The 22,370-nt window shown below is 73.4% G+C and carries 21 protein-coding genes, 1 pseudogene and 1 riboswitch; of the genes and pseudogenes, 9 read left to right on the forward strand and 13 right to left on the reverse strand.

Annotated features, from left to right (window positions below; all coding sequences use genetic code 11):
* Positions 1–263 precede the first annotated feature (263 nt).
* Both AB0D44_RS15500 and AB0D44_RS15505 read right to left on the reverse strand, forming a co-directional pair.
* Positions 264–386 (reverse strand): annotated as a pseudogene (locus AB0D44_RS15500) (NUDIX hydrolase); the annotation flags it as partial.
* Positions 379–1,137, reverse strand: a complete 759-nt coding sequence (locus tag AB0D44_RS15505) for a GntR family transcriptional regulator (protein ID WP_362590117.1) — start codon at positions 1,135–1,137, stop codon at positions 379–381. The pseudogene AB0D44_RS15500 and the gene AB0D44_RS15505, both read right to left, overlap by 8 nt.
* 199 nt (positions 1,138–1,336) lie before the next feature.
* On the opposite strand from AB0D44_RS15505, the gene AB0D44_RS15510 reads away from it, so the two are divergent.
* Complete coding sequence (locus tag AB0D44_RS15510) at positions 1,337–1,591, forward strand: hypothetical protein (protein ID WP_362590119.1); 255 nt, start codon at positions 1,337–1,339, stop codon at positions 1,589–1,591.
* 647 nt (positions 1,592–2,238) lie between these two features.
* Here the strand turns inward: AB0D44_RS15510 and AB0D44_RS15515 are convergent.
* From AB0D44_RS15515 to thiO, 3 genes are all read right to left on the reverse strand, one after another.
* On the reverse strand, positions 2,239–3,033 hold the full coding sequence (locus AB0D44_RS15515; protein WP_362590122.1) for a thiazole synthase: 795 nt from the start codon (positions 3,031–3,033) through the stop codon (positions 2,239–2,241).
* Positions 3,034–3,038: 5 nt separating this feature from the next.
* Positions 3,039–3,239 carry a sulfur carrier protein ThiS gene (thiS, locus tag AB0D44_RS15520; RefSeq protein ID WP_362590125.1) on the reverse strand — a complete coding sequence of 67 codons (201 nt, stop codon included), beginning with the start codon at positions 3,237–3,239 and terminating at the stop codon, positions 3,039–3,041.
* On the reverse strand, positions 3,236–4,405 hold the full coding sequence (gene thiO, locus AB0D44_RS15525; protein WP_362590128.1) for a glycine oxidase ThiO: 1,170 nt from the start codon (positions 4,403–4,405) through the stop codon (positions 3,236–3,238). Before thiO ends, thiS begins: the two co-directional genes overlap by 4 nt.
* A riboswitch (TPP riboswitch) is annotated at positions 4,403–4,515 on the reverse strand. (Overlaps the previous gene by 3 nt.)
* A 134-nt stretch (positions 4,516–4,649) precedes the next feature.
* On the opposite strand from thiO, the gene AB0D44_RS15530 reads away from it, so the two are divergent.
* From AB0D44_RS15530 to AB0D44_RS15550, 5 genes are all read left to right on the forward strand, one after another.
* Positions 4,650–5,816 (forward strand): FAD-dependent oxidoreductase, encoded by a 1,167-nt coding sequence (locus tag AB0D44_RS15530; protein WP_362590322.1) that lies wholly within the window; start codon positions 4,650–4,652, stop codon positions 5,814–5,816.
* Between the two features lie 85 nt (positions 5,817–5,901).
* Complete coding sequence (locus tag AB0D44_RS15535; RefSeq protein WP_362590131.1) at positions 5,902–6,267, forward strand: Rv2175c family DNA-binding protein; 366 nt, start codon at positions 5,902–5,904, stop codon at positions 6,265–6,267.
* Between the two features lie 77 nt (positions 6,268–6,344).
* Positions 6,345–6,986, forward strand: a complete 642-nt coding sequence (gene thiE, locus AB0D44_RS15540; RefSeq protein WP_362590134.1) for a thiamine phosphate synthase — start codon at positions 6,345–6,347, stop codon at positions 6,984–6,986.
* Between the two features lie 89 nt (positions 6,987–7,075).
* A complete protein-coding gene (gene metF, locus AB0D44_RS15545; RefSeq protein ID WP_362590137.1) occupies positions 7,076–7,990 on the forward strand; it encodes a methylenetetrahydrofolate reductase [NAD(P)H] in 915 nt (304 codons plus the stop codon).
* Between the two features lie 51 nt (positions 7,991–8,041).
* On the forward strand, positions 8,042–8,971 hold the full coding sequence (locus tag AB0D44_RS15550) for a hypothetical protein (protein WP_362590140.1): 930 nt from the start codon (positions 8,042–8,044) through the stop codon (positions 8,969–8,971).
* A 61-nt stretch (positions 8,972–9,032) separates the two neighbouring features.
* Here the strand turns inward: AB0D44_RS15550 and AB0D44_RS15555 are convergent, their stop codons facing one another.
* From AB0D44_RS15555 to AB0D44_RS15575, 5 genes are all read right to left on the reverse strand, one after another.
* Positions 9,033–10,457, reverse strand: coding sequence for an NAD(P)/FAD-dependent oxidoreductase (locus AB0D44_RS15555; RefSeq protein WP_362590143.1), 1,425 nt, complete (start codon positions 10,455–10,457; stop codon positions 9,033–9,035).
* Positions 10,458–10,489: 32 nt separating this feature from the next.
* Positions 10,490–11,119, reverse strand: a complete 630-nt coding sequence (locus AB0D44_RS15560; RefSeq protein WP_362590146.1) for a DUF4126 domain-containing protein — start codon at positions 11,117–11,119, stop codon at positions 10,490–10,492.
* A gap of 115 nt (positions 11,120–11,234) precedes the next feature.
* Positions 11,235–11,636, reverse strand: coding sequence for a DUF3040 domain-containing protein (locus AB0D44_RS15565; protein WP_069919935.1), 402 nt, complete (start codon positions 11,634–11,636; stop codon positions 11,235–11,237).
* Positions 11,637–11,925: 289 nt separating this feature from the next.
* On the reverse strand, positions 11,926–12,684 hold the full coding sequence (locus tag AB0D44_RS15570; RefSeq protein WP_362590149.1) for a methyltransferase: 759 nt from the start codon (positions 12,682–12,684) through the stop codon (positions 11,926–11,928).
* 188 nt (positions 12,685–12,872) lie between these two features.
* Positions 12,873–13,355, reverse strand: a complete 483-nt coding sequence (locus tag AB0D44_RS15575) for an SAV_6107 family HEPN domain-containing protein (protein WP_362590152.1) — start codon at positions 13,353–13,355, stop codon at positions 12,873–12,875.
* A 172-nt stretch (positions 13,356–13,527) separates the two neighbouring features.
* Between AB0D44_RS15575 and AB0D44_RS15580 the strand changes: the two genes are divergently transcribed.
* The 3 genes from AB0D44_RS15580 to AB0D44_RS15590 are packed head-to-tail and all read left to right on the forward strand — an operon-like array spanning position 13,528 to position 17,136.
* Entirely contained in the window at positions 13,528–14,424 is an 897-nt protein-coding gene (locus AB0D44_RS15580; protein ID WP_362590155.1) for an ATP-binding cassette domain-containing protein, read from the forward strand.
* The gene (locus tag AB0D44_RS15585; RefSeq protein WP_362590158.1) at positions 14,396–16,483 is read left to right on the forward strand and encodes a YhgE/Pip domain-containing protein; all 2,088 of its coding nucleotides are present in this window, start codon (positions 14,396–14,398) and stop codon (positions 16,481–16,483) included. The genes AB0D44_RS15580 and AB0D44_RS15585 overlap by 29 nt, the downstream gene beginning before the upstream one ends.
* Before the next feature lie 29 nt (positions 16,484–16,512).
* The gene (locus AB0D44_RS15590) at positions 16,513–17,136 is read left to right on the forward strand and encodes a TetR/AcrR family transcriptional regulator (protein WP_362590161.1); all 624 of its coding nucleotides are present in this window, start codon (positions 16,513–16,515) and stop codon (positions 17,134–17,136) included.
* 301 nt (positions 17,137–17,437) lie between these two features.
* On the opposite strand, the gene AB0D44_RS15595 is transcribed toward AB0D44_RS15590, so the two are convergent.
* The 3 genes from AB0D44_RS15595 to AB0D44_RS15605 are packed head-to-tail and all read right to left on the reverse strand — an operon-like array spanning position 17,438 to position 22,241.
* Positions 17,438–19,855, reverse strand: a complete 2,418-nt coding sequence (locus AB0D44_RS15595; RefSeq protein WP_362590164.1) for a DUF3488 and transglutaminase-like domain-containing protein — start codon at positions 19,853–19,855, stop codon at positions 17,438–17,440.
* Complete coding sequence (locus AB0D44_RS15600; protein ID WP_362590167.1) at positions 19,852–21,231, reverse strand: DUF58 domain-containing protein; 1,380 nt, start codon at positions 21,229–21,231, stop codon at positions 19,852–19,854. Before AB0D44_RS15600 ends, AB0D44_RS15595 begins: the two co-directional genes overlap by 4 nt.
* A complete protein-coding gene (locus AB0D44_RS15605; protein WP_362590170.1) occupies positions 21,231–22,241 on the reverse strand; it encodes a MoxR family ATPase in 1,011 nt (336 codons plus the stop codon). The genes AB0D44_RS15600 and AB0D44_RS15605 overlap by 1 nt, the downstream gene beginning before the upstream one ends.
* Between the last annotated feature and the right edge of the window lie 129 nt (positions 22,242–22,370).

The raw sequence follows: 22,370 nt of genomic DNA on the forward strand, positions 1-22,370 counted from the left end.
GCGCGGCTTCCTGTTCGCCATGTTCTCCATCATGGACATCCCTTCCCGGGCACGCGCCCAGATCTCCGGATGTCCGCCAAACCGGAACAACCTCAGGCCGTCTGGGGTGAACTACCCGCACGAGACAGCGACCAGAGGCACATCCGGGCCGGTGGGGCGCGTCAGATCGCTACGCGCTCCCCACCGACCGCGTCCGACAGTCGTGGCGGGCTGCTCATATGCCGCCCACCGTCCCTATGAGCGTCTCCATCACGCGACAGCGCCAGCTCCAGCACTCTGCCAGGCAGCTCCCACGTCCCGTTGTCCGCTCGGCGGATCGCCGGCAGTCGGCAGTCGTCACGCACCACCGCGCCGGCGACCAATACGGAGTGCTTCGGACTAGGCATCGAAGTCGTACTCCAGCACGTAGGAAGCGGAGTCCAGGATCATCTCGTTGACCTCAACGACCCGCCCGCCCTCGGCGAACGCCGTGCGGACGATCTGGATGACAGGCGTACCCATGGTGAGCGCGAGCCGCTCGGCCTCGTCGGCTGACGGCATACGGGAGCGCACCTCCTCGCGGAAGTGAACGGGCTTGTGGCCCAGCTCGGCCAGGCGCGCGTACGCGCCACCGGGGCCGGTGTCGGTCTGGGTGATGGCAGAGTCGGCGACGAGGTCCGACGGCAGGTACGAGATTGCGAAGAGCACCGGCTTGCCATCAAGGACGAAGCGACGGCTGCGCACCCAGACCCGAGACCCTGGGGGAATGTCGAGGGCATCGGCGATGCAGCTGTCCGCCTCCTCTTCGCGCACATCGATCTGATCGACGACGAGCTCTCGGTCTTCCGTATCGGTGGACCAGATCGAACGGCCCGACCCCCACTGCTCCTGTGCCAGCCGCTGGATACCGCGCCGCCGCAGGGGCTTGAACGCCCGGACGAAGACACCAGCGCCCTTCCGCGCCTCCGCGAGGCCTTCGTTCTGGAGTACGCCGAGGGCCTGACGTGCGGTCATCCGGGCGACCTCGTACGTGGCCATCAGATCGTTCTCGCCTGGCAGACGGTCCCCCGGCCTGTACTCGCCCGACTGGATGGCCGTCCTCAGCGCATCGGCGATCCGCTGGTACTTCGGCCGGCGGGCGCTGCCCTGGGTGGTCATGAAACCGATCACTCCTTCTCTTCTCTAGACACCCTATGGCCAGGGATAGCGCACTGCCCGTCCCGTCCGGTCGACACAACAGCCCCTGCCACGGACGCGTTGGTATGGGTGGCCGCAGTGGTCAACCCCAGTTCGGATCTGCTCGACCGGGCGCTGGTCGGCTGGGAGCGCTTCCTCGACACCTTTGGGAAGGTGTCCGATGAGTGAGTGCTACGAGTACGTGCCGCACCGACTCCTGCGGCGTCGGGTGCGCGACATCGCGTCCGGAGTCGAGGGCGAACTGATGGCCGTGATCAACGAGAACGTGTCGGATTCCGTCGTCTACGAGCACTGGATGGAACTGGCGTACATCCGGGGCACTTCCGGCCGCGAATTCACCACCGCAGTCGACAACATCCAGCCCGCCGATGTAGCTCAAGACGACTGTCGGACGCGGTCGATGGGGAGCGTGTAGCGATCTGACGCGCCCACCGCGTGGAATGCCCTTCTGGTCGCTGTCTGGTTCGGGTTGAGCCACAGACGGCCGCCGGACGCCTAGATAGGAGGAGCGCGTAGCGATTTGACGCGCCGCCCGTCTCGCCGGGTGCTTCTGGTCGCTGTCTGGTGCGGGTTGGACCCCGGACGGCCGTCGGACGCTGAGATGTGAGGAGCGCGTAGCGATTTGATGCGCCCGCCGGCCCCGCCTTCGGGGGTCATGGGGCTGGGCGGGGGCGTGGCTCCCTGCAACCTGGGAGCCGGTCCCTGATGGCGAATGGCTGTGATCGTGAACCAGTGGACCGTTCTTTTGGGGGCTTCCCGTCAGTCCTTGTCTTTCCGGGGCGGGACGGTCTGTCAAGGGTGGCCGGAGGCCATCGCGAAGCGACGCGACGAAGGAGCGCCCTTGACAGGCCGGCCCGGCCCGGAAGGACTATGGGACTGGCGGGAAACCCCCAAACCCTCCCTGATCGGCATCGACCGGAATCAGGCCCCCCGAAGCCCCCGCCCGGCAAGACGGTCCGCCCCGCACCGCCGCCGAGGGGGCGGGTGGGCAACCGCGGGCCGGGGGCGGCTGCTCGAGGGGGTGAAAGTCCCGCGCACGCGTGAACCCGTACCCCCCGCCCCCTAGAACGCCGGGCGTTCCGGGTCCAGGGTCGGGAGGCCCGAGGTCGGGGACGAGGCGAGGGCGAAGCGGCGCTGGGGGATGCGTCCCGCGCGGAACGCCAGCCGCCCCGCCGACACCGCGTCCCGCATGGCGGCAGCCATCAGCACCGGCTCCTGGGCGCGGGTGACCGCCGAGGCCAGCATCACCGCCGCGCAGCCGAGCTCCATCGCCAGCGCCGCGTCGGACGCCGTGCCGGCCCCCGCGTCCAGGATCACCGGGACCCCGGCCCGTTCCGTGATCAGCTCGAAGTTGTGCGGGTTGCGGATGCCCAGCCCCGACCCGATCGGCGACCCCAGCGGCATGATCGCCGCGCAGCCCACGTCCTCCAGCTTGCGCGCGAGCACCGGGTCGTCGTTCGTGTAGGGCAGCACCGTGAAGCCCTCGTCCACCAGGGTCTCGGCCGCGTCCAGCAGCTCGACCCCGTCCGGCAGGAGGGTCCGCTCGTCCGCGACCACCTCCAGCTTGATCCAGTCCGTGCCCAGGGCCTCCCGCGCGAGGCGCGCCGTCAGCACGGCCTCGCCCGCCGTGAAGCAGCCGGCCGTGTTCGGGAGCACCGCGATGCCGAGCTTCGCAAGCACGGAGAGGACGGAGCCCTGGACCGTCGGGTCCAGCCGCCGCATCGCCACCGTCGTGAGTTCGGTGCCGGAGGCCACCAGGGCCCGTTCCAGTACGTCCAGGCTCGGCGCCCCGCCCGTACCCATGATCAGGCGGGAGGAGAAGGTCCGGCCGCCGAGCGTGAAGAGGTCGTCCGCCATTTCGCTCAGCCTCCCTGGACCGCGGTGAGGATCTCGACCCGGTCGCCGTCGCCCACCGGCGTGGCCGGCCACTGCCCGCGGGGGACCACGGTCTCGTTGAGTGCGGCGGCGACCCCGGAGGGCGCCGCGGTCAGGGTGGCGACCACCGCGTCGAGCGTGGTGCCGGCCGCGATCTCGCGCGGCTCGCCGTTGACGGAGATGGTCATGCGTACGACTCCTGACGTGCGACGGAGAACCGGCGGGGGGTGAAGGGGCGGGCGATCGGCGGCAGTTCGCCGGTGGTCAGCAGATCGGCCATCACCTCGCCGGTGAGCGGGGTCAGCAGCACCCCGTTGCGGTAGTGCCCGGTGGCCAGGTGCAGGCCCGGCAGGTCGGTCGGGCCGAGCAGCGGGGCGTTGTCGGGGGAACCGGGGCGCAGTCCCGCCCGGGTCTCCACCAGCGGGAGTTCGGTGATGCCGGGCACCAGTTCATGGGCGTCGCGCAGGAGTTCGTAGACCCCGCCCGCCGTGACCGTGGTGTCCCAGCCGAGTTCCTCGCTGGTGGCGCCGATGACCAGTTCGCCGCTCTCGCGCGGCACGAGGTAGACGTGGCTGCCGCGCACGACCGCCCGCACGGTCCGCGACAGGAACGGCGCGTAGGCGGGCGGCACCGACAGGCGCAGCACCTGCCCCTTCACCGGCCGTACGGGGGCCGCCACCTCCGGCGGTACGCCGGCCAGCCGGCCGCTGAGCGAGCCCGCAGCCAGCACCACCTGGTCCGCCCGCAGCTGCGTGCCGTCGTCGAGCAGGGCGCCGGCCGCCCGGTCCCCGGCGACCAGCAGCCGCTCCGCGCCCGCCCGGTGGACGCCCACCCCGGCGCGCTCGCAGGCGGCCAGCAGGGCCGCGGCGAGCCGGCGCGGGTCGACCTGGTGGTCGCCGTCCACGCGCAGCCCGCCGCGCACGCCCGGGGCCAGCATCGGCTCCAGGCGGCGGCATTCACGGCCCGTGAGCCATTCGGAGTCCAGGCCGCAGCGGCGCTGGAGGGCGTGCAGCTCGCGCAGGTGGAGCCGGTCGTCGGCGTCCAGGGCGACGGCGAGGGTGCCGCAGGCGCGGTAGCCGATGTCCAGACCGCCGCTCGCCTCGGCGAGCTCGGCGGCGAACTCCGGATACCGGGCGGCGGAGGCCAGGCCGAGGCCCAGCAGGGCCTCCTCGCCGTAGTGCAGCTCCGTGACGGGGGCGAGCATCCCGGCCGCGACCTGGGCGGCCCCGCCGCCGGGGGCCGGGTCGGCCAGTACGGTGCGCAGGCCCCGCCGGGCGGCCCGCCAGGCGGTGACGAGCCCGATGATCCCGCCCCCGATGACGAGGACGTCGGATCCCTTTCGAGATGAGTGCATGGGCGTCCAGCCCCTCCCTTCGCCGGCATGACCCGGATCAGGTTCGTACGGTCGGAGGCCGTCCAGCCTCCCTCTCAGCCCGGTGCGCCCGGACTCCCGCGATAGGTACGGTGGCCAGACTAACCCCGCCGTGGACGGCGGGTAAGGGGCGCCTATTCCTGACGGCCCGTCAGGTGAATAGGGTGTCCAGGTGAACGAGCAGACGGAACAGACTGAGAGCGGCGTCGTCATCGTGGGCGCCGGAATGGCCGGTGTGCAGACCGCGGTCGCCCTGCGCGAGCGCGGATTCACCGGGCCCCTGACCCTCCTGGGCGCCGAGCCCCACCAGCCCTACGACCGGCCCCCGCTGTCCAAGGCGGTCCTGCTCGGCAAGGCCGAGGACTCGGCCTTCGACGTGGACTTCGAAGGGCTGGGCATCGCCCTGCGGCTCGGCGTGGAGGTCACAGGGCTGCGGGCCGCCGCACGCGAGCTGGACACCGAGGCGGGGCCGGTCCCCTACGAGGTCCTCGTCCTGGCCACCGGTGCGCAGCCGCTGACCCTGCCGGGAACCGACGGGGTCCAGGGCGTGCACCTGCTGCGCACCCTGGACGACGCGGCGCGGCTGCGCCCCGTGCTGGCGGCCGCGCCGTCGGTCGTGGTCGTCGGCGCCGGCTGGATCGGCGCGGAGTTCGCCACCGCCGCCCGGGAGGCGGGCTGCGAGGTGACCGTGGTCGAGGCCGCGGACCGGGTCCTGGCGGGCGCGCTGCCCGCCGAGGTGGCCGAGCCGATGGCCGGCTGGTACGGGCAGGCGGGCGCCGAGCTGATCACCGGAGCGAAGGTCGCCGGGGTCGAGGAGGGCCGGGTGCTGCTCGCGGACGGGCGCACCCTGCCGGCGGGCGCGGTGGTCGTGGGCATCGGCGCCCGCCCCGCCACCGGGTGGCTGGCCGGGACCGGCGTGGAGCTCGGCGCGGACGGCTCGGTCACCGCCGACGCCCACCTGCGGACCTCGCTGCCCGGGGTGTACGCGGTCGGCGACTGCGCCTCCTTCCCCTCGGCCCGCTACGGCACCCGGCTGCTGGTGCACCACTGGGACAACGCGCTCCAGGGGCCGCGGACGGTCGCCGCGAACATCCTGGCCGGGGAGCCGGTCGAGGCCTACGACCCGGTCCCGTACTTCTGGTCCGAGCAGTTCGGACGCTTCGTCCAGTACGCCGGTCACCACGGCGGGGCCGACACCCTGCTGTGGCGGGGCGACCCGGCGGATCCGGCCTGGTCGGTGTGCTGGCTGGCGGACGGCGCCCTGGTGGCGGTCCTGGCCGTCGGCCGGCCCCGCGACTTGGCGCAGGGCCGCCGCCTGATCGAGACGGGGGTGCCCGTCGACCCCGCCAAGGTCCGCGACCCCGGGACCGCGCTGAAGTCGGCACCGGCCTGACCGCGCAGCCGCGGGCGACCGGCTCCGCGACCCGGACGGCTCGCTCCGGTACCGGCGGCCGATCCGAGGTGGCAGGCTTGTCCCCGTGACCGAGATTGACGCAAAGATCGATTCCCTTGTCCCCTCATGGCTCTACCTCCCCGACATCGCGGAGATGCTCGACATCGAGGTGACCCGGGTCCGCCAGATGGTCAAGGAGGGCCAGCTGATCGCCGTGCGCCGGGGTGAGAACCGCGCCCTGCAGGTGCCGGCCCCCTTCATCGACGGCGACAAGGTCGTGAAGGGCCTCGTCGGTCTGCTGACCGTGCTGCGCGACGACGGCTTCTCCGACGAGGAGATCCTGGAGTGGCTCTTCACGGCGGACCCGACCCTGCCCGGCACCCCCGCGCAGGCGCTGAGCGAGAATCGCGGCACGGAGGTCAAGCGTCGCGCCCAGGCGCTCGCCCTCTGACCCGATCCGCATCCGCTCCACCGCGGTGTGCGGGCCCCGGCGGCCCGTACACCGCCTCCATCACGGGGGGTACACCCATGCAGCTGTCCGACGCCCGGCTCTACCTGTGCACGGACGCCCGCAAGCGGCAGGGTGACCTCCCGGCGTTCCTGGACGCCGTCCTGGCCGGCGGCGTGGACATCGTCCAGCTCCGGGACAAGGGCATGGAGGCGGGGGAGGAGCTCGAACACCTCCAGGTGTTCGCCGAGGCCGCCCGCCGCCACGGCAAGCTGCTCGCCGTGAACGACCGGGCCGACGTCGCCCACGCCATCGGCTCCGACGTGCTCCACCTCGGCCAGGGCGACATCCCCGTACCCGCCGCCCGCGCCATCCTCGGCGGCCCCGACTCCGTCCTCATCGGCCGCTCCTGCCACGCCGAGGCCGAGGTCGACGCGGCCGTGGCCGAGCCCGGCGTGGACTACTTCTGCACCGGCCCCTGCTGGCCCACCCCCACCAAGCCCGGCCGCCACGCCCCCGGCCTCGGACTCGTCCGGTACACGGCCTCGCTCGAGCAGGACCGGCCCTGGTTCGCCATCGGCGGCATCGACAGCGGAAATCTGGACGAGGTGCTGGACGCCGGAGCCACCCGCGTCGTCGTGGTCCGTGCCCTCACCGAGGCCTCCGACCCCGGTGCGGCCGCCGCGGACCTGGCCAAGCGCGTCCGCGCCCGCCTCGGCTAGGGCGGCCCCCGGCAGCCCGGGTGTCCAAAAACGTGTCCAAAACATGGACACCGCTTCGGTGACCGGCAGGCCGCGTCTAACCTGCCCGTATGGCCTCTGGTACCGCTTCCACCTGGTCGGATCGTGCACACACGGTCCGCGACCTCCTCGCGTCCGGGCGCTCGTACTCCTTCGAGTTCTGGGCCCCCAAGACGGAGAAGGGCGAACGCAACCTCTGGAACGCGCTGCGCCGGGTCGAGGCGGTGTCCCCGAGCTTCGTCTCCGTGACCTACGGAGCCGGCGGCTCCACCCGCGGCGGCACCGTCCGGGCCACCGAGCAGATCGCCTCGGACACCACCTTGACCCCGGTCGCCCACCTCACCGCCGTGGACCACTCCGTCGCCGAGCTGCGCCACGTCATCGGCCAGTTCGCCGACGCCGGAATCCGCAACATGCTCGCCCTGCGCGGTGACCCGCCGGGCGACCCGATGGCCGAGTGGAAGGCCCACCCGGACGGCGTGCACTACGCCGCCGACCTGGTCCGGCTGCTCAAGGAGTCCGGCGACTTCTGCGTCGGCGTCGCCGCCTTCCCCGAGATGCACCCGCGTTCGACGGACTGGGATACGGACATCCGGTATTTCGTGGACAAGTGCCGCGCGGGCGCCGACTATGCGATCACCCAGATGTTCTTCGATCCGGAGAATTATCTGCGGCTGCGCGACAGCGTCGAGAAGGCGGGCTGCGAGACCCCGATCATCCCCGAGGTCATGCCTGTTGTGGGCATCAAGCAGCTCGACCGGCTGCCCCAACTCAGCAACGCGCTCTTCCCCGCGGACGTGAAAGACCGCATGCTCGCCGTCAAGGACGACCCGGCCGCTGTACGCTCCATTGGCATCGAGTTCGCCACGGAGTTCTGCGCGCGGCTGCTGTCCGAGGGTGTCCCAGGGCTGCACTTCATCACGCTGAACAACTCCACGGCGTCTCTCGAGATCTACGAGAACCTGGGCCTGCACCAGCGGGCCTGACCGGCGGGCCCCCGTTCCCTGGGCGGCCGGCCGTACCGAGAGGGGCCATGCATGGGTATGACGGTCCTCTACATCGCGTTCGGCTTCGTCGCGCTGTGGTTGCTTGCCGAGGTCCTGATGCAGTACAAGGCCCGGCTCCGCTGGCGCCTGCTCGCCTTCACCGGCTTCCTCGGCGTGGTCGCCGGGGTGGTCCTGCCGTCGGTGCCGGTCATCGGCGCCGGCGCGGCCGCGTTCGCGGTGGGCCAGACCCTGGTGACGCTGTCCTTCCGCAAGGGCTTCGAGGCCGGCTGGGCGCTGCGGCGCGGCGGGGAACCCGTACGGCAGTCCGGGCGCCGCCGCTCCGGCGGCCCGCGTCCGGAACCGGCGCTCCGGGTCACCGCGCTGGAGTACGAGGGCGCGGACGGGTCCGTGGACGGGGCCGCCGACGGGCATGAAGTCCGCGCCTCCGCGCGGCAGTTCCAGGCCGCGGCCGACGAGGTCTACAGCCCGCAGCCGATGCCCGACGACACCGGCTCCTACGGGATACAGAGCTTCGCCCCCGACGCGGGCCAGACGGCCGCTTTCGCCCCGCAGTTCGGCACGGGCGAGCAGGACGCCCACCAGTACGCCGCCTACTACGACCCCACGGGCCAGGGCGGGGGCACCGGGTACGACTACTCCGGCGGCTATCAGACGGGCGAGCAGCAGCAGGTCTACGCCGCCTACTCGGACCCGTACATCGGCACCGGCGGGGGCATCGGCCAGCCCGGGGCCTACGACTACGCCAACGACGCGAACTACGCGGGGTACTCCGCCTACCCGCAGTACCCCGACTACGGGCAGCAGCAGTACTCCACGGACACCCCGCCCGGCGGGGTCTGGGTCCCGCAGCAGCGCTCCACCGACGGGGGCGCCCAGCCCTACCCGGCGGACGAGCAGGCCCAGCAGCCGCAGCAGTACCCGTACCCGCAGCAGGGCGAGTACGAGCAGTACCGCTACTGAGACCCGGCCGGACGCGGGCCGGTCACCGGGAGCCGGTGCCACGAGCCCGTGCCGGTGCCGGTCACTGGGAGCCGCGGAACCCGGCGCCCTCCACGATCAGCCCGGCCACCAGCGCGCCGGTCATCCCCGCGTGCGCCAGCCCGCCGCCGGGATGCGCCCAGCCGCCCGCGCGGTACAGCCCCGCCACGGCCGTGGTGTTGGCCGGGTACAGCAGCCGCCCCCCGGCGCCCGCGAGGGCGGGGGCGGGCACCGAGCCGCCCGGGGCGCCGGTGGCCGCCTCGATGTCGGCGGGGGTGTGCGCCTCGTGCCACAGCAGCCGCTCCCGCAGCCCCGGTACGGCCTTCCCGGCGAGTTCCAGCAGCCCCTCGGGCGTGGCGTCCCGCGCGTCCCCCGGTCCGCACACGGCGGTCACGGTGACCGCCTCGTGGTCCGCGTCGGGGCGGGTCGCAGGGTCTTCGGGGCGCAGGACGGTGACGTCCAGGCCGGCGGAGTGCACGAGGGTGCGGTGGACGGTTCCCGCGGGGCGGGCGCCGCTCAGGGCGAGGAAGAGGGTGAGCCGGCTGGGCAGGTCCTCCCCGCGGGCGGGCACCCCCTCGCGCGGAAGGGGCCCCTGGGCCTGCGGCAGCAGCCGCGGGTCGATCCCGCAGACGACCGAGTCGGCTTCCACCTCGCTGCCGTCGGCCAGCAGCAGACCGGCCGCACGGCCCCCGGCGGTGCGGACCTCCCGGACCTCCGCGCCGAAGACGAACTCCACCCCCCGCTCCCGGCAGCGCTCGTGGACGGCGGTGGCCAGCGCGCGCATCCCGCCGCGCACGTACCAGCTGCCGAAGGTCTGCTCCATGTACGGCAGCACCGCGGCGGAGCCGGGGGCCCGGGCGGGGTCGATCCCGTACGCGCCCACCAGGCCGGTCAGCAGCTCCCCGAGGCCGCCGCCCAGCTCCCGGCCGGCCACTTCGGCGAGGGTGGGGGGCCGCCGGCGCAGCAGGCCGCTGCGGCGCAGGGCGGGGTACGGGTCGGCGGCCAGGGCCCGGGGATCCGCAGGCAGCGGCTCCTCCAGCAGGGGGCGGCGGGTGGCGTCCCAGGCGTCGCGGGCACGGCCCAGCACGCCGTTCCAGCGCTCGCCCGCGCCCTGGCCGAAGGCAGCGTCGAGGGCGGCGGCCACGCCGCCGCGTGAGGCGCCGGGGAGGGAGACGTCCACGCCGTGGTGCGGCAGGACGTGCCGGACGGCCGGGTCCACCTGCGCCATGTCCACGCAGGTCTCCAGCGACCGCTTGCCGGTCTTGACGAACAGGTCGCGGTAGACGGCGGGCAGGTGCAGCAGGCCGGGTCCGGTGTCGAAGGCGAAGCCCTCGCGTTCGTACCGTCCGACGGCGCCCCCGTACGTCGCCCCGCGCTCGTACACCGTCACCCGGTGCCCTGCCACGGCCAGCCGGGCCGCCGTCGCCATCGCGCCCATCCCGGCGCCGATCACCGCAATTCGTGCCATGCGCAGGAGCCTATCGAGGGCGGTCGGCAGGGTCAGCGGGGTGGGGCCCCGGTGGTGTGGGCCCGGGCCTCGGCGGCGAGGCGCTTCTCCTCACGGCGCTGGGCGCGGCGGCGCAGGAAGCGGCGGATCCGGGTCCAGAGGAAGATCAGCAGGGCGAGGCCGGCGGCCAGCAGGACGGCCGCGATGATCGCGGCGGCCTCGGGGTTGAACATCGCGAAGGTGACGAGGCCGGCCACCCCGAGGTCCTCGGCGGTGCTCACCACGATGTTGCTGAGCGGCTCGGGCGAGGTGTTGATCGCCATCCGGGTGCCGGCCTTGACGAAGTGACTGACCAGGGCGGTGGATCCGCCCACCGCACCGGCGGCGATGTCGGAGAGCGAACCGCTCTGGCCGGCCAGCAGCGCGCCCACGACGGCGCCGGAGACCGGGCGGATCACGGTGTGGGCCGCGTCCCAGACCGAGTCCACGTACGGGATCTTGTCGGCGACCGCCTCGCACAGGAACAGCACGCCCGCGACGATCAGCACGTCGGTGCGTTGCAGCGAGGCCGGAACCTCGTCGGTCAGGCCGGTCGCGCCGAAGATGCCGAGCAGGAGGACCACGGCGTATGCGTTGATCCCACTGGCCCAGCCGCTGGTGAAGACCAGGGGGAGCACACTCATCTGATCATCATGCCGTAGAAAGGGCGGCCAGAGCGGGCACACCGCGCAACGGCCGCAGAGCAGTGAGGGGACGGAAGCCCGCAGGCTTCCGTCCCCTCACGCACGCTGTCCGGGGCTACTGCCCCTGCTCGTCGCGGCGGCGCTGCCACCGTTCCTCGATGCGGGTCATCATCGACCGACGCTGCCGGTTCTGGCCACGGGCCGAACCGCCTGCACTTCCGGAGACGGGCTGCTCGCCAGGCTTGGGTGCCTTGCGCCAACCGGTGACCACGAGGACCGTGCAGCCCAGCATGACGAGAAACCCCACCACACTGACCCAGAGCACGTCCTGCCAGATCACACCGGCCATGAGGAGCGCGATACCGACCACAATGCCTGCGACTGCCTGGTAGACCCGTCGCCGGGTGTACGTGCGCAGCCCGCTTCCCTCAAGCGCTGTCGCGAACTTGGGATCTTCGGCGTACAGCGCTCGCTCCATCTGCTCGAGCATTCGCTGCTCGTGCTCCGAGAGCGGCACGGGAGTCCTCCTCATCCGTCGGTCGCGGGGGGTAGCGACCAGGGGTCCCCTTCAGGATAGGCGGGGAATCGCCCCCGTGATACCCGCCCTCTACGCCACGTTCTCAAATAGATCAGTCGTGGATCAGTCTTGGACCAGCTTGAAAACGATCCGTGCCGCCGCGGGAACGGTCACTGAGGCGCTTATTCCCCAATGGCACGTCCGCCATGCCGGTCACTGCCCCGATCATACGGGGCCGATCGGCGGTTCGGAGGGTGTGTGGCCGACTCCGCCCGAGGAAGATCGCAGATCAGGACTGCTTCTCGCCCAGGACGTGCAACTGCGTGGCCACCGCGTGGAAGGCCGGCAGCTCCGCCGCGGCTTCTTCCAGGCGCATCAGCGCCTCCACGGCGCCCGGCTCGGTGTCCACCAGCACACCCGGGACGAGGTCGGCGAAGATCCGCACCCCGTGGACGGCGCCGACCGCCAGGCCGGCCCCGCCGACCAGCTCGGCGAGCGTCTCGGCGGTGAAGCGGCGGGGCACCGGGTCGCCCGAGCCCCAGCGGCCGGCCGGGTCGGTGAGGGCGGTACGGGCCTCCGTGAAGTGCCCGGCCAGCGCGCGGGCGAGCACGGCTCCGCCGAGTCCGGCGGCCAGCAGGCTCAGGACGCCGCCGGGGCGCAGGGCCGCCACCGCGTTGGCGACGCCCTCGGCCGGGTCGTCCACGTACTCCAGCACGCCGTGGCAGAGCACGACGTCGTAGGCGTCCCGCTCGACCACGTCCAACAGGCCCTGGGCGTCGCCCTGGACCCCGCGGACGAGGTCGGCGACGCCGGCCTCGGCCACCCGGCGCTCCAGCCCGAACAGTGCGTTCGGGCTGGGGTCGACCACGGTGACCCGGTGGCCCAGACGGGCCACCGGCACGGCGAACTTCCCGGTGCCGCCGCCGGTGTCGAGCACGTCCAGGACATCCCGGCCGGTCGCCTTCACCCGGCGGTCGAGCGCCTCCTTGAGGACCTCCCACACCACGGCGGTGCGGAGGGAGGCACGGGGGCGGGAAGTGTCCGACACGGCAGATGGCTCCTCGGCGCGGTAGGCAAGGGGTGAGCGGTCAGTGCCCCACCCGGCCCCACCTTATTGCCTTCCGCACGCAGGGCCCGTCTTTGGGCTCGGGCCCCTTCGGCTCACCCCTCCTCGGGCCCCCTCGGCTCATCCCGCCTCGAGCCCCTTCGGCTCACCCCTCCTCGGCCCCCTTCGGCTCATCCCGCCTCGGGCCGTTCCGGGCGGGGCTGCGGCAGTGTCTGCTGCGGCGGCTGGATCGCGAGCATCCGCTCCACCAGGCGCAGGAACATCGAGACCGCGCGCACCAGATCGTCCGCGTCCCGGCTGCCCGCCGCGTCCGGTATCCCCGCCTCGGCCCGGGCCCGGCGCGCGGCGCCGGAGGCGAAGAGCGCACTCCACTCGGCCAGCTCCGGCGCTATCTCCGGCAGGACCTCCCACGCGCTGCGGATCCTCGGCCGCCGCCGGGGGTTCACCGGTTCGGGCCGCCCGCGGGCGGCGAGCACCGCGGCTGCGGCGCGCAGCGCGGCCAGGTGGGCGGTGGCGTACCGCTCGTTGGGCCGGGGGAGCAGGGCGGCCTCGGCCAGGCCGTTGCGGGCCTTGGCGAGCAGGTCGAGGGCTGCCGGCGGAGCCGCCGACCTCCGCAGGACCGGGTGGACAGGGGACGGGGACGGTGTGGCCATGACGAACCTCCTGTCGATGCGTTGCCTCCATCGTGACCGCCCCCACTGACAATCGCGCTGACCTGCGATTTTGTGGGTTCTGTGGGGGTAACTGCCCCCCGCTGGGCACCTGGTGCGAAGAAAGCTGGTAGTTTTTGAACTGACCGGTCAGTTTAAAAAGAAGGGGGACGGTGTGGACAGCCCGCACGGCGCGGCCGTCAAAGCCGAGGGCTTCGGACTCAAGGGACCGCGCGGCTGGGCCTTCCGGGGCATCGGCATCGACGCGGAGCCCGGCTCGCTCATCGCGGTCGAGGGCCCTTCCGGAAGCGGCCGCACCTGCCTGCTCCTGGCGCTCACCGGACGGATGAAGCCCACCGAGGGACACGCCGAGGTCGGCCGCCACAGACTGCCGAAGAGGATGGCCGCGGTCCGCCGGATCGCCGCCCTCGGCCCGGTCAGCGGGGTCAACGAGCTCGACCAGGCCCTCACCGTCGCCGAGCAGCTGCGCGAGGGCGCCCTGCTCCAGCGCCGCTACGAGGGTCCCGTCCGCGCCCTGCTGCGCCCCCGCGGCGAGCGCCGCGCGAGCGCCGCGGCCCGGATCGCCGCCGCCCTGGACACCGCGGGACTGGACCTCGCCACCCTGCCCAAGGGGCCCCGCACCTCCGTACGGGACCTGGAGCGCCTGGAGTCCGTACGGCTGTCCGTGGCCATCGCCCTGCTCGGCTCGCCGCGGCTGCTGGCCCTGGACGACCTCGACCTGAAGCTCTCCGACGCCGAGCGCGCCGAGGCCTGGGCCCTGCTCCGCCGGGTCGCCGCCGCCGGGACCACCGTCCTCGCGGTGTGCAGCGAGGCCCCCGACGATGCGCTCGTCCTGCGGACCGGCCCGGCGGGGCCGGCCGACGGGGCGGACGGGGCCGGGGCCGCAGCCGAGAACGACGGCACCCGGACGGCCACGGACACCGACACGGACACCGGCACCGACCCGGACACCGACACGGACACGGACACCGGCACCGACACGGACACCGACACCGACACCGAAGACACGAAGGGGGCGGACGATGCGCTCGCCGAAGCTGGCCGCGCTTGAGCTGAAGCGGTTCGGGCGGGGGAAGCTGCCCCGGGCCGCCCTCGTCGCGCTGCTCCTGCTGCCACTGCTCTACGGAGCCCTGTACCTCTGGTCCTTCTGGGACCCGTACAGCCGCCTCGACAAGGTGCCCGTCGCCCTCGTCAACTCCGACCAGGGCGCCACCGTCGACGGCAAGCGCATCGACGCCGGCGACGAGATCACCAAGAAGCTCCACGACAGCAAGACCTTCGACTGGCACGAGGTCAGCGCGCAGGAGGCCGCCAAGGGCCTGGAGAACGGGACGTACTACCTGTCCCTGACCATGCCGGCCGACTTCAGCGAGAAGATCGCCTCCAGCGCGGGCGAGGACCCCGCCACCGGCGCCCTCCAGGTCCGCACCAACGACGCCAACAACTACATCGTCGGCTCGATCTCGCGCACCGTCTTCTCCGAGGTCCGCTCGGCGGCGTCCACCAATGCCTCCCGCGGGTTCCTCGACAAGATCTTCGTGAACTTCTCCGACCTGCACGACAAGACCGCCGAGGCCGCCGACGGCGCCGACCAGCTCAAGGACGGCGCGGGCAAGGCCCAGGAGGGCGCGAAGGAGCTCGCCGACGGCCTCGACACGGCCGAGCAGAAGAGCGGCGAGCTCGCGGGCGGCCTGCAGAAGCTCAACTCGGGCGCCGCCAAGCTGGAAAAGGGCTCCAAGGACGTCGCCGCCGGCACCCAGAAGCTCGCCAACACGGTCAACGGCGCCGCCGACAAGGCCCGCCCCTTCGTCCGGGACCCCAAGAACCTGGCGGACACCGCCGAGCTGGTCGCCGACACCGCGAAGGTGGTCAAGAACCACCTCGACACCTTCGCCGAGAAGGCCCCGGCCGCGGCCTCCGCCGCCAAAAAGGCCTCCGCCGGCGCGGACGCGTACTACACCAAGCACTGCGTCACCCCCGGCAAGGAGCCGCACCTGGCCTCCTGCCCCGACCTGAAGAAGATCAAGGACGACGCGGCCGAGGCCGCCGAACTCGCCGGGGACGTCAGCACCCTCGTCAAGAACGCGAACGGCGACGTCGCCAAGCTCCGCACCCAGCTGACGGACCTGGAGAAGAAGGCCCGCCTCCTCGTCGACAAGGCCCCCGGCCTCGCCTCCGACCTCGAAGCGGCCGTCGCCGAGGTCAACGCCCTCAACGACGGCGCCCACCAGGTCGCCTCCGGCATGGCCCAGCTGCACACCGGCCTCGGCACCGCCACCACCGGCTCCGGCGCCCTCCAGGAGGGCGTGGGCAAGCTCGGCGACGGCGCGCACACCCTGAGCGGCGGCATGTACAAGCTCGTCGACGGCAGCGGTGAGCTCGCCGGCGGCCTGCACCAGGGCGCCGACAAGATCCCCGACTACGACCAGCAGCAGCGCGACGCCCGCACCGAGGTCATGGCCGATCCGGTCCGGCTCGCCAACCAGTCCCTGCACAAGGCGCCCAACTACGGCACCGGCTTCGCCCCGTACTTCATCCCGCTGTCCCTCTGGGTCGGCGCGATGGTCGCCTACATGCTCATCGCCCCGCTCAACCGCCGGGCCCTGGCCGCCGGAGCCTCGCCCTGGCGGATCGCCCTCGCCGGCTGGCTGCCCGTGGCGGGCCTCGGCGCCGCGCAGGTGGGCCTGCTCATGGCCGTGCTCCACTGGGGTCTCGGCCTGGAGATGGCCCGCCCGGCCCTCACCGTCGGCTTCCTGATGCTGGTCACCGGCTGCTTCGCGGCGATCGTCCAGTGGCTCAACGCCAAGTTCGGCGCCGCCGGGCGGATCCTGGTGCTCGCCGTCCTGATGCTCCAGCTGACCTCGGCGGGCGGCACCTACCCCGTACAGACCAGCCCGGGCTTCTTCAACGCCATCCACCCGTACCTGCCGATGTCGTACGTCGTGGAGAGCCTGCGCCGCCTCATCACGGGCGGCGACCTCGCCCCCGTGTGGCAGGGCGGCGCGGTCCTGGTGGCCTTCACGGCCGGCGCCCTGGCCCTCACCGCACTCGCCGCCCGCGGCAAGCAGGTGTGGACCATGGACCGGCTGCACCCGGAACTGAGCCTCTGAGGAGCCGGTGACCTGTGAGAATCAGCGCCATGGAACGCAGCAGCACCTCCGCCGTCGGCAGCCGGCGGCAGGCGACCCGCCAGAAGCTCTACGAAGCGGCCGTCACCCTGATCGCCGAGCAGGGCTTCTCCGCGACCACGGTCGAGGAGATCGCCGAGCGCGCGGGCGTGGCGAAGGGCACCGTCTACTACAACTTCGCGAGCAAGAACGACCTCTTCGAGGAGCTGCTGCGGCACGGGGTCGGCCTGCTGACCGTCTCGCTGCGGACCGCCGCCGAGGAGACGGAGGCGCGCGGCGGCAGCCGCGTCGAGGCGCTCGACGCGATGATCCGGGCCGGCCTCGTCTTCATCGACCGCTACCCGGCCTTCACCCAGCTGTACGTGGCCGAGCTGTGGCGGACCAACCGGGCGTGGCAGTCCACGCTGATGGTCGTCCGGCAGGAGGCGGTGGCCGTCGTGGAGACGGTGCTGCGGGAGGGCGTCGAACGCGGTGAGCTGAGCGCCGAGATCGACGTGCCGCTGACCGCCGCCGCGCTGGTGGGGATGGTGCTGGTGGCGGCGCTGGACTGGCAGTCCTTCCAGAGCGAGCGGTCCCTGGACGACGTGCACTCGGCGCTGTCGCTGCTGCTGCGGGGCCGGGTCAGCGGGCACTGACCCCCAGTCGGCGGTGCCGCCCGGGCGGCGGAGCCCGTACAACTGGTGGGGCCCGCCGCGGCGGCTGAGTATCCGTACCTAGGCACGGAAATGAGTACCTGCGCGGATGGGCCCCCACCTGCGCGGACGCCAGACTGGGGGCAACGGACAGGAGGCCCGGCCCGCACCGCCGACACGGGGCTGCGGAGCGGACCGGGTACCTCCTCCGTGACGCAGTACGCGAACGCGGCGGGGCTCGGGGGGATCGAGCCTCGCCGCGTTCGTGCGTCCGCCGGGTGCTCCGGGCCGCCGCAGGGGTCCGTCAGCCGCGGCCCCGCAGGGGGAGGGGCAGGCGCAGGGCCGTCAGGCGCGCGGAGACCGCCGAGGCCAGGGACGCCCAACGGCGGGACGCCGACCACGCGAGCCGGGCCGCCGAGCGCGGCAGCAGGAGGGCACGCAGCCGGGCCGGCCCGCCGACCCCGGCCAGCAGGCCCGCGCGGGCCAGCAGGACGTCCTGCGCCAGCCCGGGGTAGGAGGCGGCCGCGGCCGGGGGCGCGTACAGGCGCCGCTCCAGCGCCCCCGCGACCCGGTGCACCGCTGCCGCGGCCTCCGCGTCCAGCCGCCCGAGGTCGGCCATCCGAACGGCCGCCCGGCGCGGCGACAGCGCCTCGTCCGGCCGCACGCCCACGTCCCACGCCGCGTCGCCCAGCTCCCGCCACGCCGCGGACACCTCCCCGGCGCCCAGCCGGCGCGCCCGCACCCGGCTGCGCCACAGCAGCGGCAGCAGCGGCAGACCCAGGACCGCCGCCGCCGCCCCGGCCCAGCCGAGGACCGCCGACAGCGAGGTGCCGCCGCCACCGGACGCGTCCTGCTTCGGCGCGGTCGCACCGCACTCGCCGAGCTTCTTCAGCTCCGGCGGGCAGTCGTCCGCCTTCGACGGCGCGGCCGAAGGCTGCGCCGCCCCCTGCGAGGGCAGCGCCGTGGGCGCGGACGGCTGGGCCGCCGGGGCCTGCGCCCGGGAGTAGTCCGGCACGTTGATGCCCGCCCGGGGCGTGGGCTCGAACCGGGTCCACCCCACGCCCTCGAAGTACAGCTCTGGCCAGGCGTGCGCGTCCCGCATCGACACGTTGACGCTGCCGTCCGACTGCTTCTCGCCCGGGGTGAAGCCCACGGCCACCCGCGCCGGGATGCCCAGTGAACGGGACATCGCCGCCATCGAGAACGCGAAGTGGACGCAGAAGCCCTCCTTGTCGGCGAGGAACCGGGCGACCGCCTGCGGACCGGTGCCCGAGGCCGTCTTCGTGTTGTAGCGGAACCCGCCGTTCACGGCGAAGAAGTCCTGGAGCTTCACGGCCCGCGTGTAGTCGTCCTTCGCCCCCTGCGTCACCTGGCGGGCCGTGTCGGGCACCACCTGCGGCAGGTTTTCCGGCAGCTTCGTGTACTCGGCGAGGACCGCCGGATCCGGCTCCGGCGCGTTGCGCAGCTGCTGCGCCGTCGGCTTGAGCAGCAGGCTCCGTACGGAGTACTGCGCCCCCTGCACGTTCTGGAACCTGTCCTTGCCCAGCTGGTCGCCGACCAGGGTCCGCCCGGCCGGCTCGAACCGCCACCTGCCCTTGATGTCGACCGAGGTCGCCGGGTACGGCATGGGCAGGTAGCGCTGCGTGTAGTTGTCCGCCGCCGACACGTTGGTCTGCACCTCGGCCGCGGACTGGCGGACGTCCCCGCTGAGGCCGGGCGGGTTCGGCAGCCGCGGCGGCACGTCGGACAGGGCCCGCCCCGAGGCCTCCCACTTGGTCCCGTTGAACTCGTCCAGCGCCAGGATCCGCAGGTACTGCTCACCCTGCTGCGGGTTGTCGGTCCGGTACTTGAGCACCACCCGGTTGTCCTGCGCGTTCAGGTTGCTCTGCAGGGAGACCAGCGGGTTCACCGCCGAGATCGTCCCGCCCACACCGCCCTCGGCCGCCTCGCCGTCGCCCGGACCGCCCATCAGTCCGCCGCCGAGCGCGGGCAGCGCCGCCGGCACCGCCAGCGCCAGGCCCAGGGCCACCGCGCCGATCCGCCGACCGGTGCGGACCGGGGCCGTGAGCCGCCCCTCCTTGCCGCTTCCCAGCCCCGAGGCGGCCGAGACCCGCTCGCGCGGGGCCGCGCCGAAGACCCGGCCCCACTGCGCCAGCCGGTCGCGGCTCTCGGCCAGCAGCATCATCAGGTAGCCGCAGCCCGCCAGCAGGAAGGAGAACCAGGAGGCGTTCCCGCCGCCCGACAGGCCCGCGGCCACCGAGTACAGCGCGAGCAGCGGCAGCCCCGCCGCGGCGGCCGTGCGCAGGGTCACCGCCAGGGTGTCCACCAGCAGCCCGATCAGCAGGACCCCGGAGACCAGCAGCAGCCGGATGCCGTCCGTGAGCGGGGCCGGGATCGCGAACTCGCTCACGTCCTGCACGCCCCGCTGGTACAGCGCCCCGAAGTCGGTCACCAGGTAGGCCAGCGGGCCGCTCCCGGTAGACTCGCCCTTCCCGGCGAAGAGGACCGCGAGGATCAGCAGCGACACCAGCAGCTGCGCGGCCACCGTCAGCGCTCGCGCCAGCGGAACCCGCCGGGCCCCGGCCCCCACCGCGCTCTGCACGGCCAGCAGCAGCGCCGCCTGGAGCAGCCAGCCCGCCGATTCGACCAGCGGGACCAGCGACCAGGCGGTGAGCAGCGTCGCCAGCGCCGCGAACAGCGTCACTCTCGCGCGCCCGCTCATACCCGGCCTCCCGAGGTTCCCGTACCGAACGCGGTGGTGCCCGCGTGCCGCCACAGCTCGCCGAAGGCGGCCCCGGGAGGGGCGGCGAGCGCCGTCCAGCCCGCGTCGCGCAGCCTGTGCAGCCGCTGTTCCACCGGGGGCAGGTCCCGTGCGGGCTGCCCGGCCCAGGTCGCGGAGTCCAGCAGGAAGGCCACGGCGCCCCCGGTGCGCTGGCGCATCCGGGCCGCCAGCTCCGTCTGTACGTCGTCCAGGTCTCCGAAGAAGGCGATGAGAAGCCCGTCACCGCCGGCTTCGCCGAAACCGCCGCCGCCCCCGCCGCGCACCGCGTCGTAGGCCCGGGAGAGGCCGGCGCCGTCCGAGTGCCCGACGACCGCGAGGGTGTCCATCATCAGGCCGGCGGCCTCCGCGGACTCGTGCCCGCCCGAGGAGAAGCCGCCGCCGCCCGGACCGGGCACGCTGTCCCCGGTATCGGTGAGCAGCCGGACCGCGTAGCCCTGCTCCAGGAGGTGGACCAGGCTGGAGGCGGCCGCGGAGACGGCCCACTCGAAGGCGGAGTCGGGACCGGCGCCCTCGAAGGCGAGCTGCCGGGTGTCGAGCAGGACGGTGGCCCGGCTGCGCTGGGGCTGCTCCTCGCGGCGCACCATCAGCTCGCCGTAGCGGGCGGTGGAGCGCCAGTGCACCCGGCGCAGGTCGTCGCCGCGCCGGTAGCCGCGCGGGATCACGTCGTCGTCGCCGGCCAGCGCCAGCGAGCGCCGGGAGCCGTCGCCGTAGCCGGAGGACTCGCCGGACAGGCGCACCGGCGGCAGCGGCTCGGTGCGCGGGATGACGGTCAGGGTGTCGAAGCTGCTGAACGAGCGGGTCAGCTCGACCAGCCCGAAGGGGTCGGCCAGCCGCAGCTGGAGCGGGCCCAGGGGGTAGCGGCCGCGCAGGTCGGAGCGGACCCGGTAGGACACCTCGCGGCGGCCGCCGGGCTCGACCCGGTCCAGGACGAACCGCGGGCGCGGCCCGAGGACGTAGGGCACCCGGTCCTGCAGCATCAGCAGTCCGGTGGGGAGCCGCGAGGTGTTGTCCATGCGCAGCTGCACCCGGGCCTCGGCGCCCGCGGGGACCCGCCCCGGGGTCAGCCGGCGGCTGCCGGAGACCCGGTAGCGGGTGCGGTGCAGGGCGTAGACGCACAGCAGCGGGAGCAGGGCGAGCAGCAGTCCGACCCGCAGCAGCGCGCCCTGGCCCAGCACGTAGGCGCACACGGCCGCGGCGATCCCGGCGGCCAGGAAGGAGCGGCCGCGGGTGGTCAGGCCGGAGAGCGACGCGCGCAGTCCGCCGCCCTGGCCGCGGTCGGCCCCGCCGCCGGCGCCGCTCGGGGCACCGGCGCCCATCAGAAGCCCCGGATGCCCGCGCCGGGCGGCATTTCACCGCGGGCGTGTGCGGCCGGGACGGGGGTGCGCTGGAGGATCTCGCCGACGACCTGCTCGGCGGTGCGCCGGTTCAGCTGGGCCTGGGCGGTGGGCAGCAGGCGGTGCGCGAGGACCGGAGCGGCCAGCGCCTGGACGTCGTCGGGCAGGACGTAGTCCCGGCCCGCGAGCGCGGCGGAGGCCTTCACGGCGCGCAGCAGGTGCAGGGTGGCCCGGGGCGAGGCGCCCAGGCGCAGGTCGGGGTGGCTGCGGGTGGCGGAGACGAGGTCGACGACGTAACGCCGGACGGGCTCGGCCACGTAGACCTCGCGCACGGCCTCGATGAGCTTGACGACCTCGTGGGCGTGCGCGACGGCCGTCAGGTCGTCGAGCGGGGAGAGCCCGCCGTGCACGTCGAGCATCTGGAGCTCGGCCTCCGGGCTGGGGTAGCCGACGGAGACCCGGGCCATGAAGCGGTCGCGCTGGGCCTCGGGCAGCGGGTAGGTGCCCTCCATCTCCACCGGGTTCTGGGTGGCGACGACCATGAAGGGGCTCGGCAGCGCGTAGGTCGTGCCGTCGATGGTGACCTGACGCTCCTCCATCGACTCCAGCAGCGCCGACTGGGTCTTCGGCGAGGCGCGGTTGATCTCGTCGCCGATGACGATCTGCGCGAAGATCGCGCCCGGCTTGAACTCGAACTCGCGGCGCTGCTGGTCGTAGATGCTGACGCCGGTGATGTCGGAGGGGAGGAGGTCCGGCGTGAACTGGATGCGCTGCACCGAGCAGTCGATGGACTTCGCGAGCGTCTTGGCGAGCATGGTCTTGCCGACGCCCGGGACGTCCTCGATCAGCAGGTGTCCCTCGGCGAGCAGCACGGTCAGCGCGAGGCGGACGACCTCGGGCTTGCCCTCGATCACGCTCTCGACCGACCGGCGCACCCGCTCCGCCGTGCTGGTCAGATCCGCGAGGCTCGCTCGGTCGTCATACGTCGTCACCTGATTCTCCTCGGCCCGTTTCCAGGGCCGACGCCTTGGCGCATGACCGGCCCACCCCACACACGGACACCGGCCCCGGGGGGTTCCCCGGGGGGCGTCACCCCGCATTGTTGACGGCGTTACGGCCTT

Source organism: Streptomyces sp. NPDC048349, assembly GCF_040651925.1.
Classification (GTDB): Bacteria; Actinomycetota; Actinomycetes; order Streptomycetales; family Streptomycetaceae; genus Streptomyces.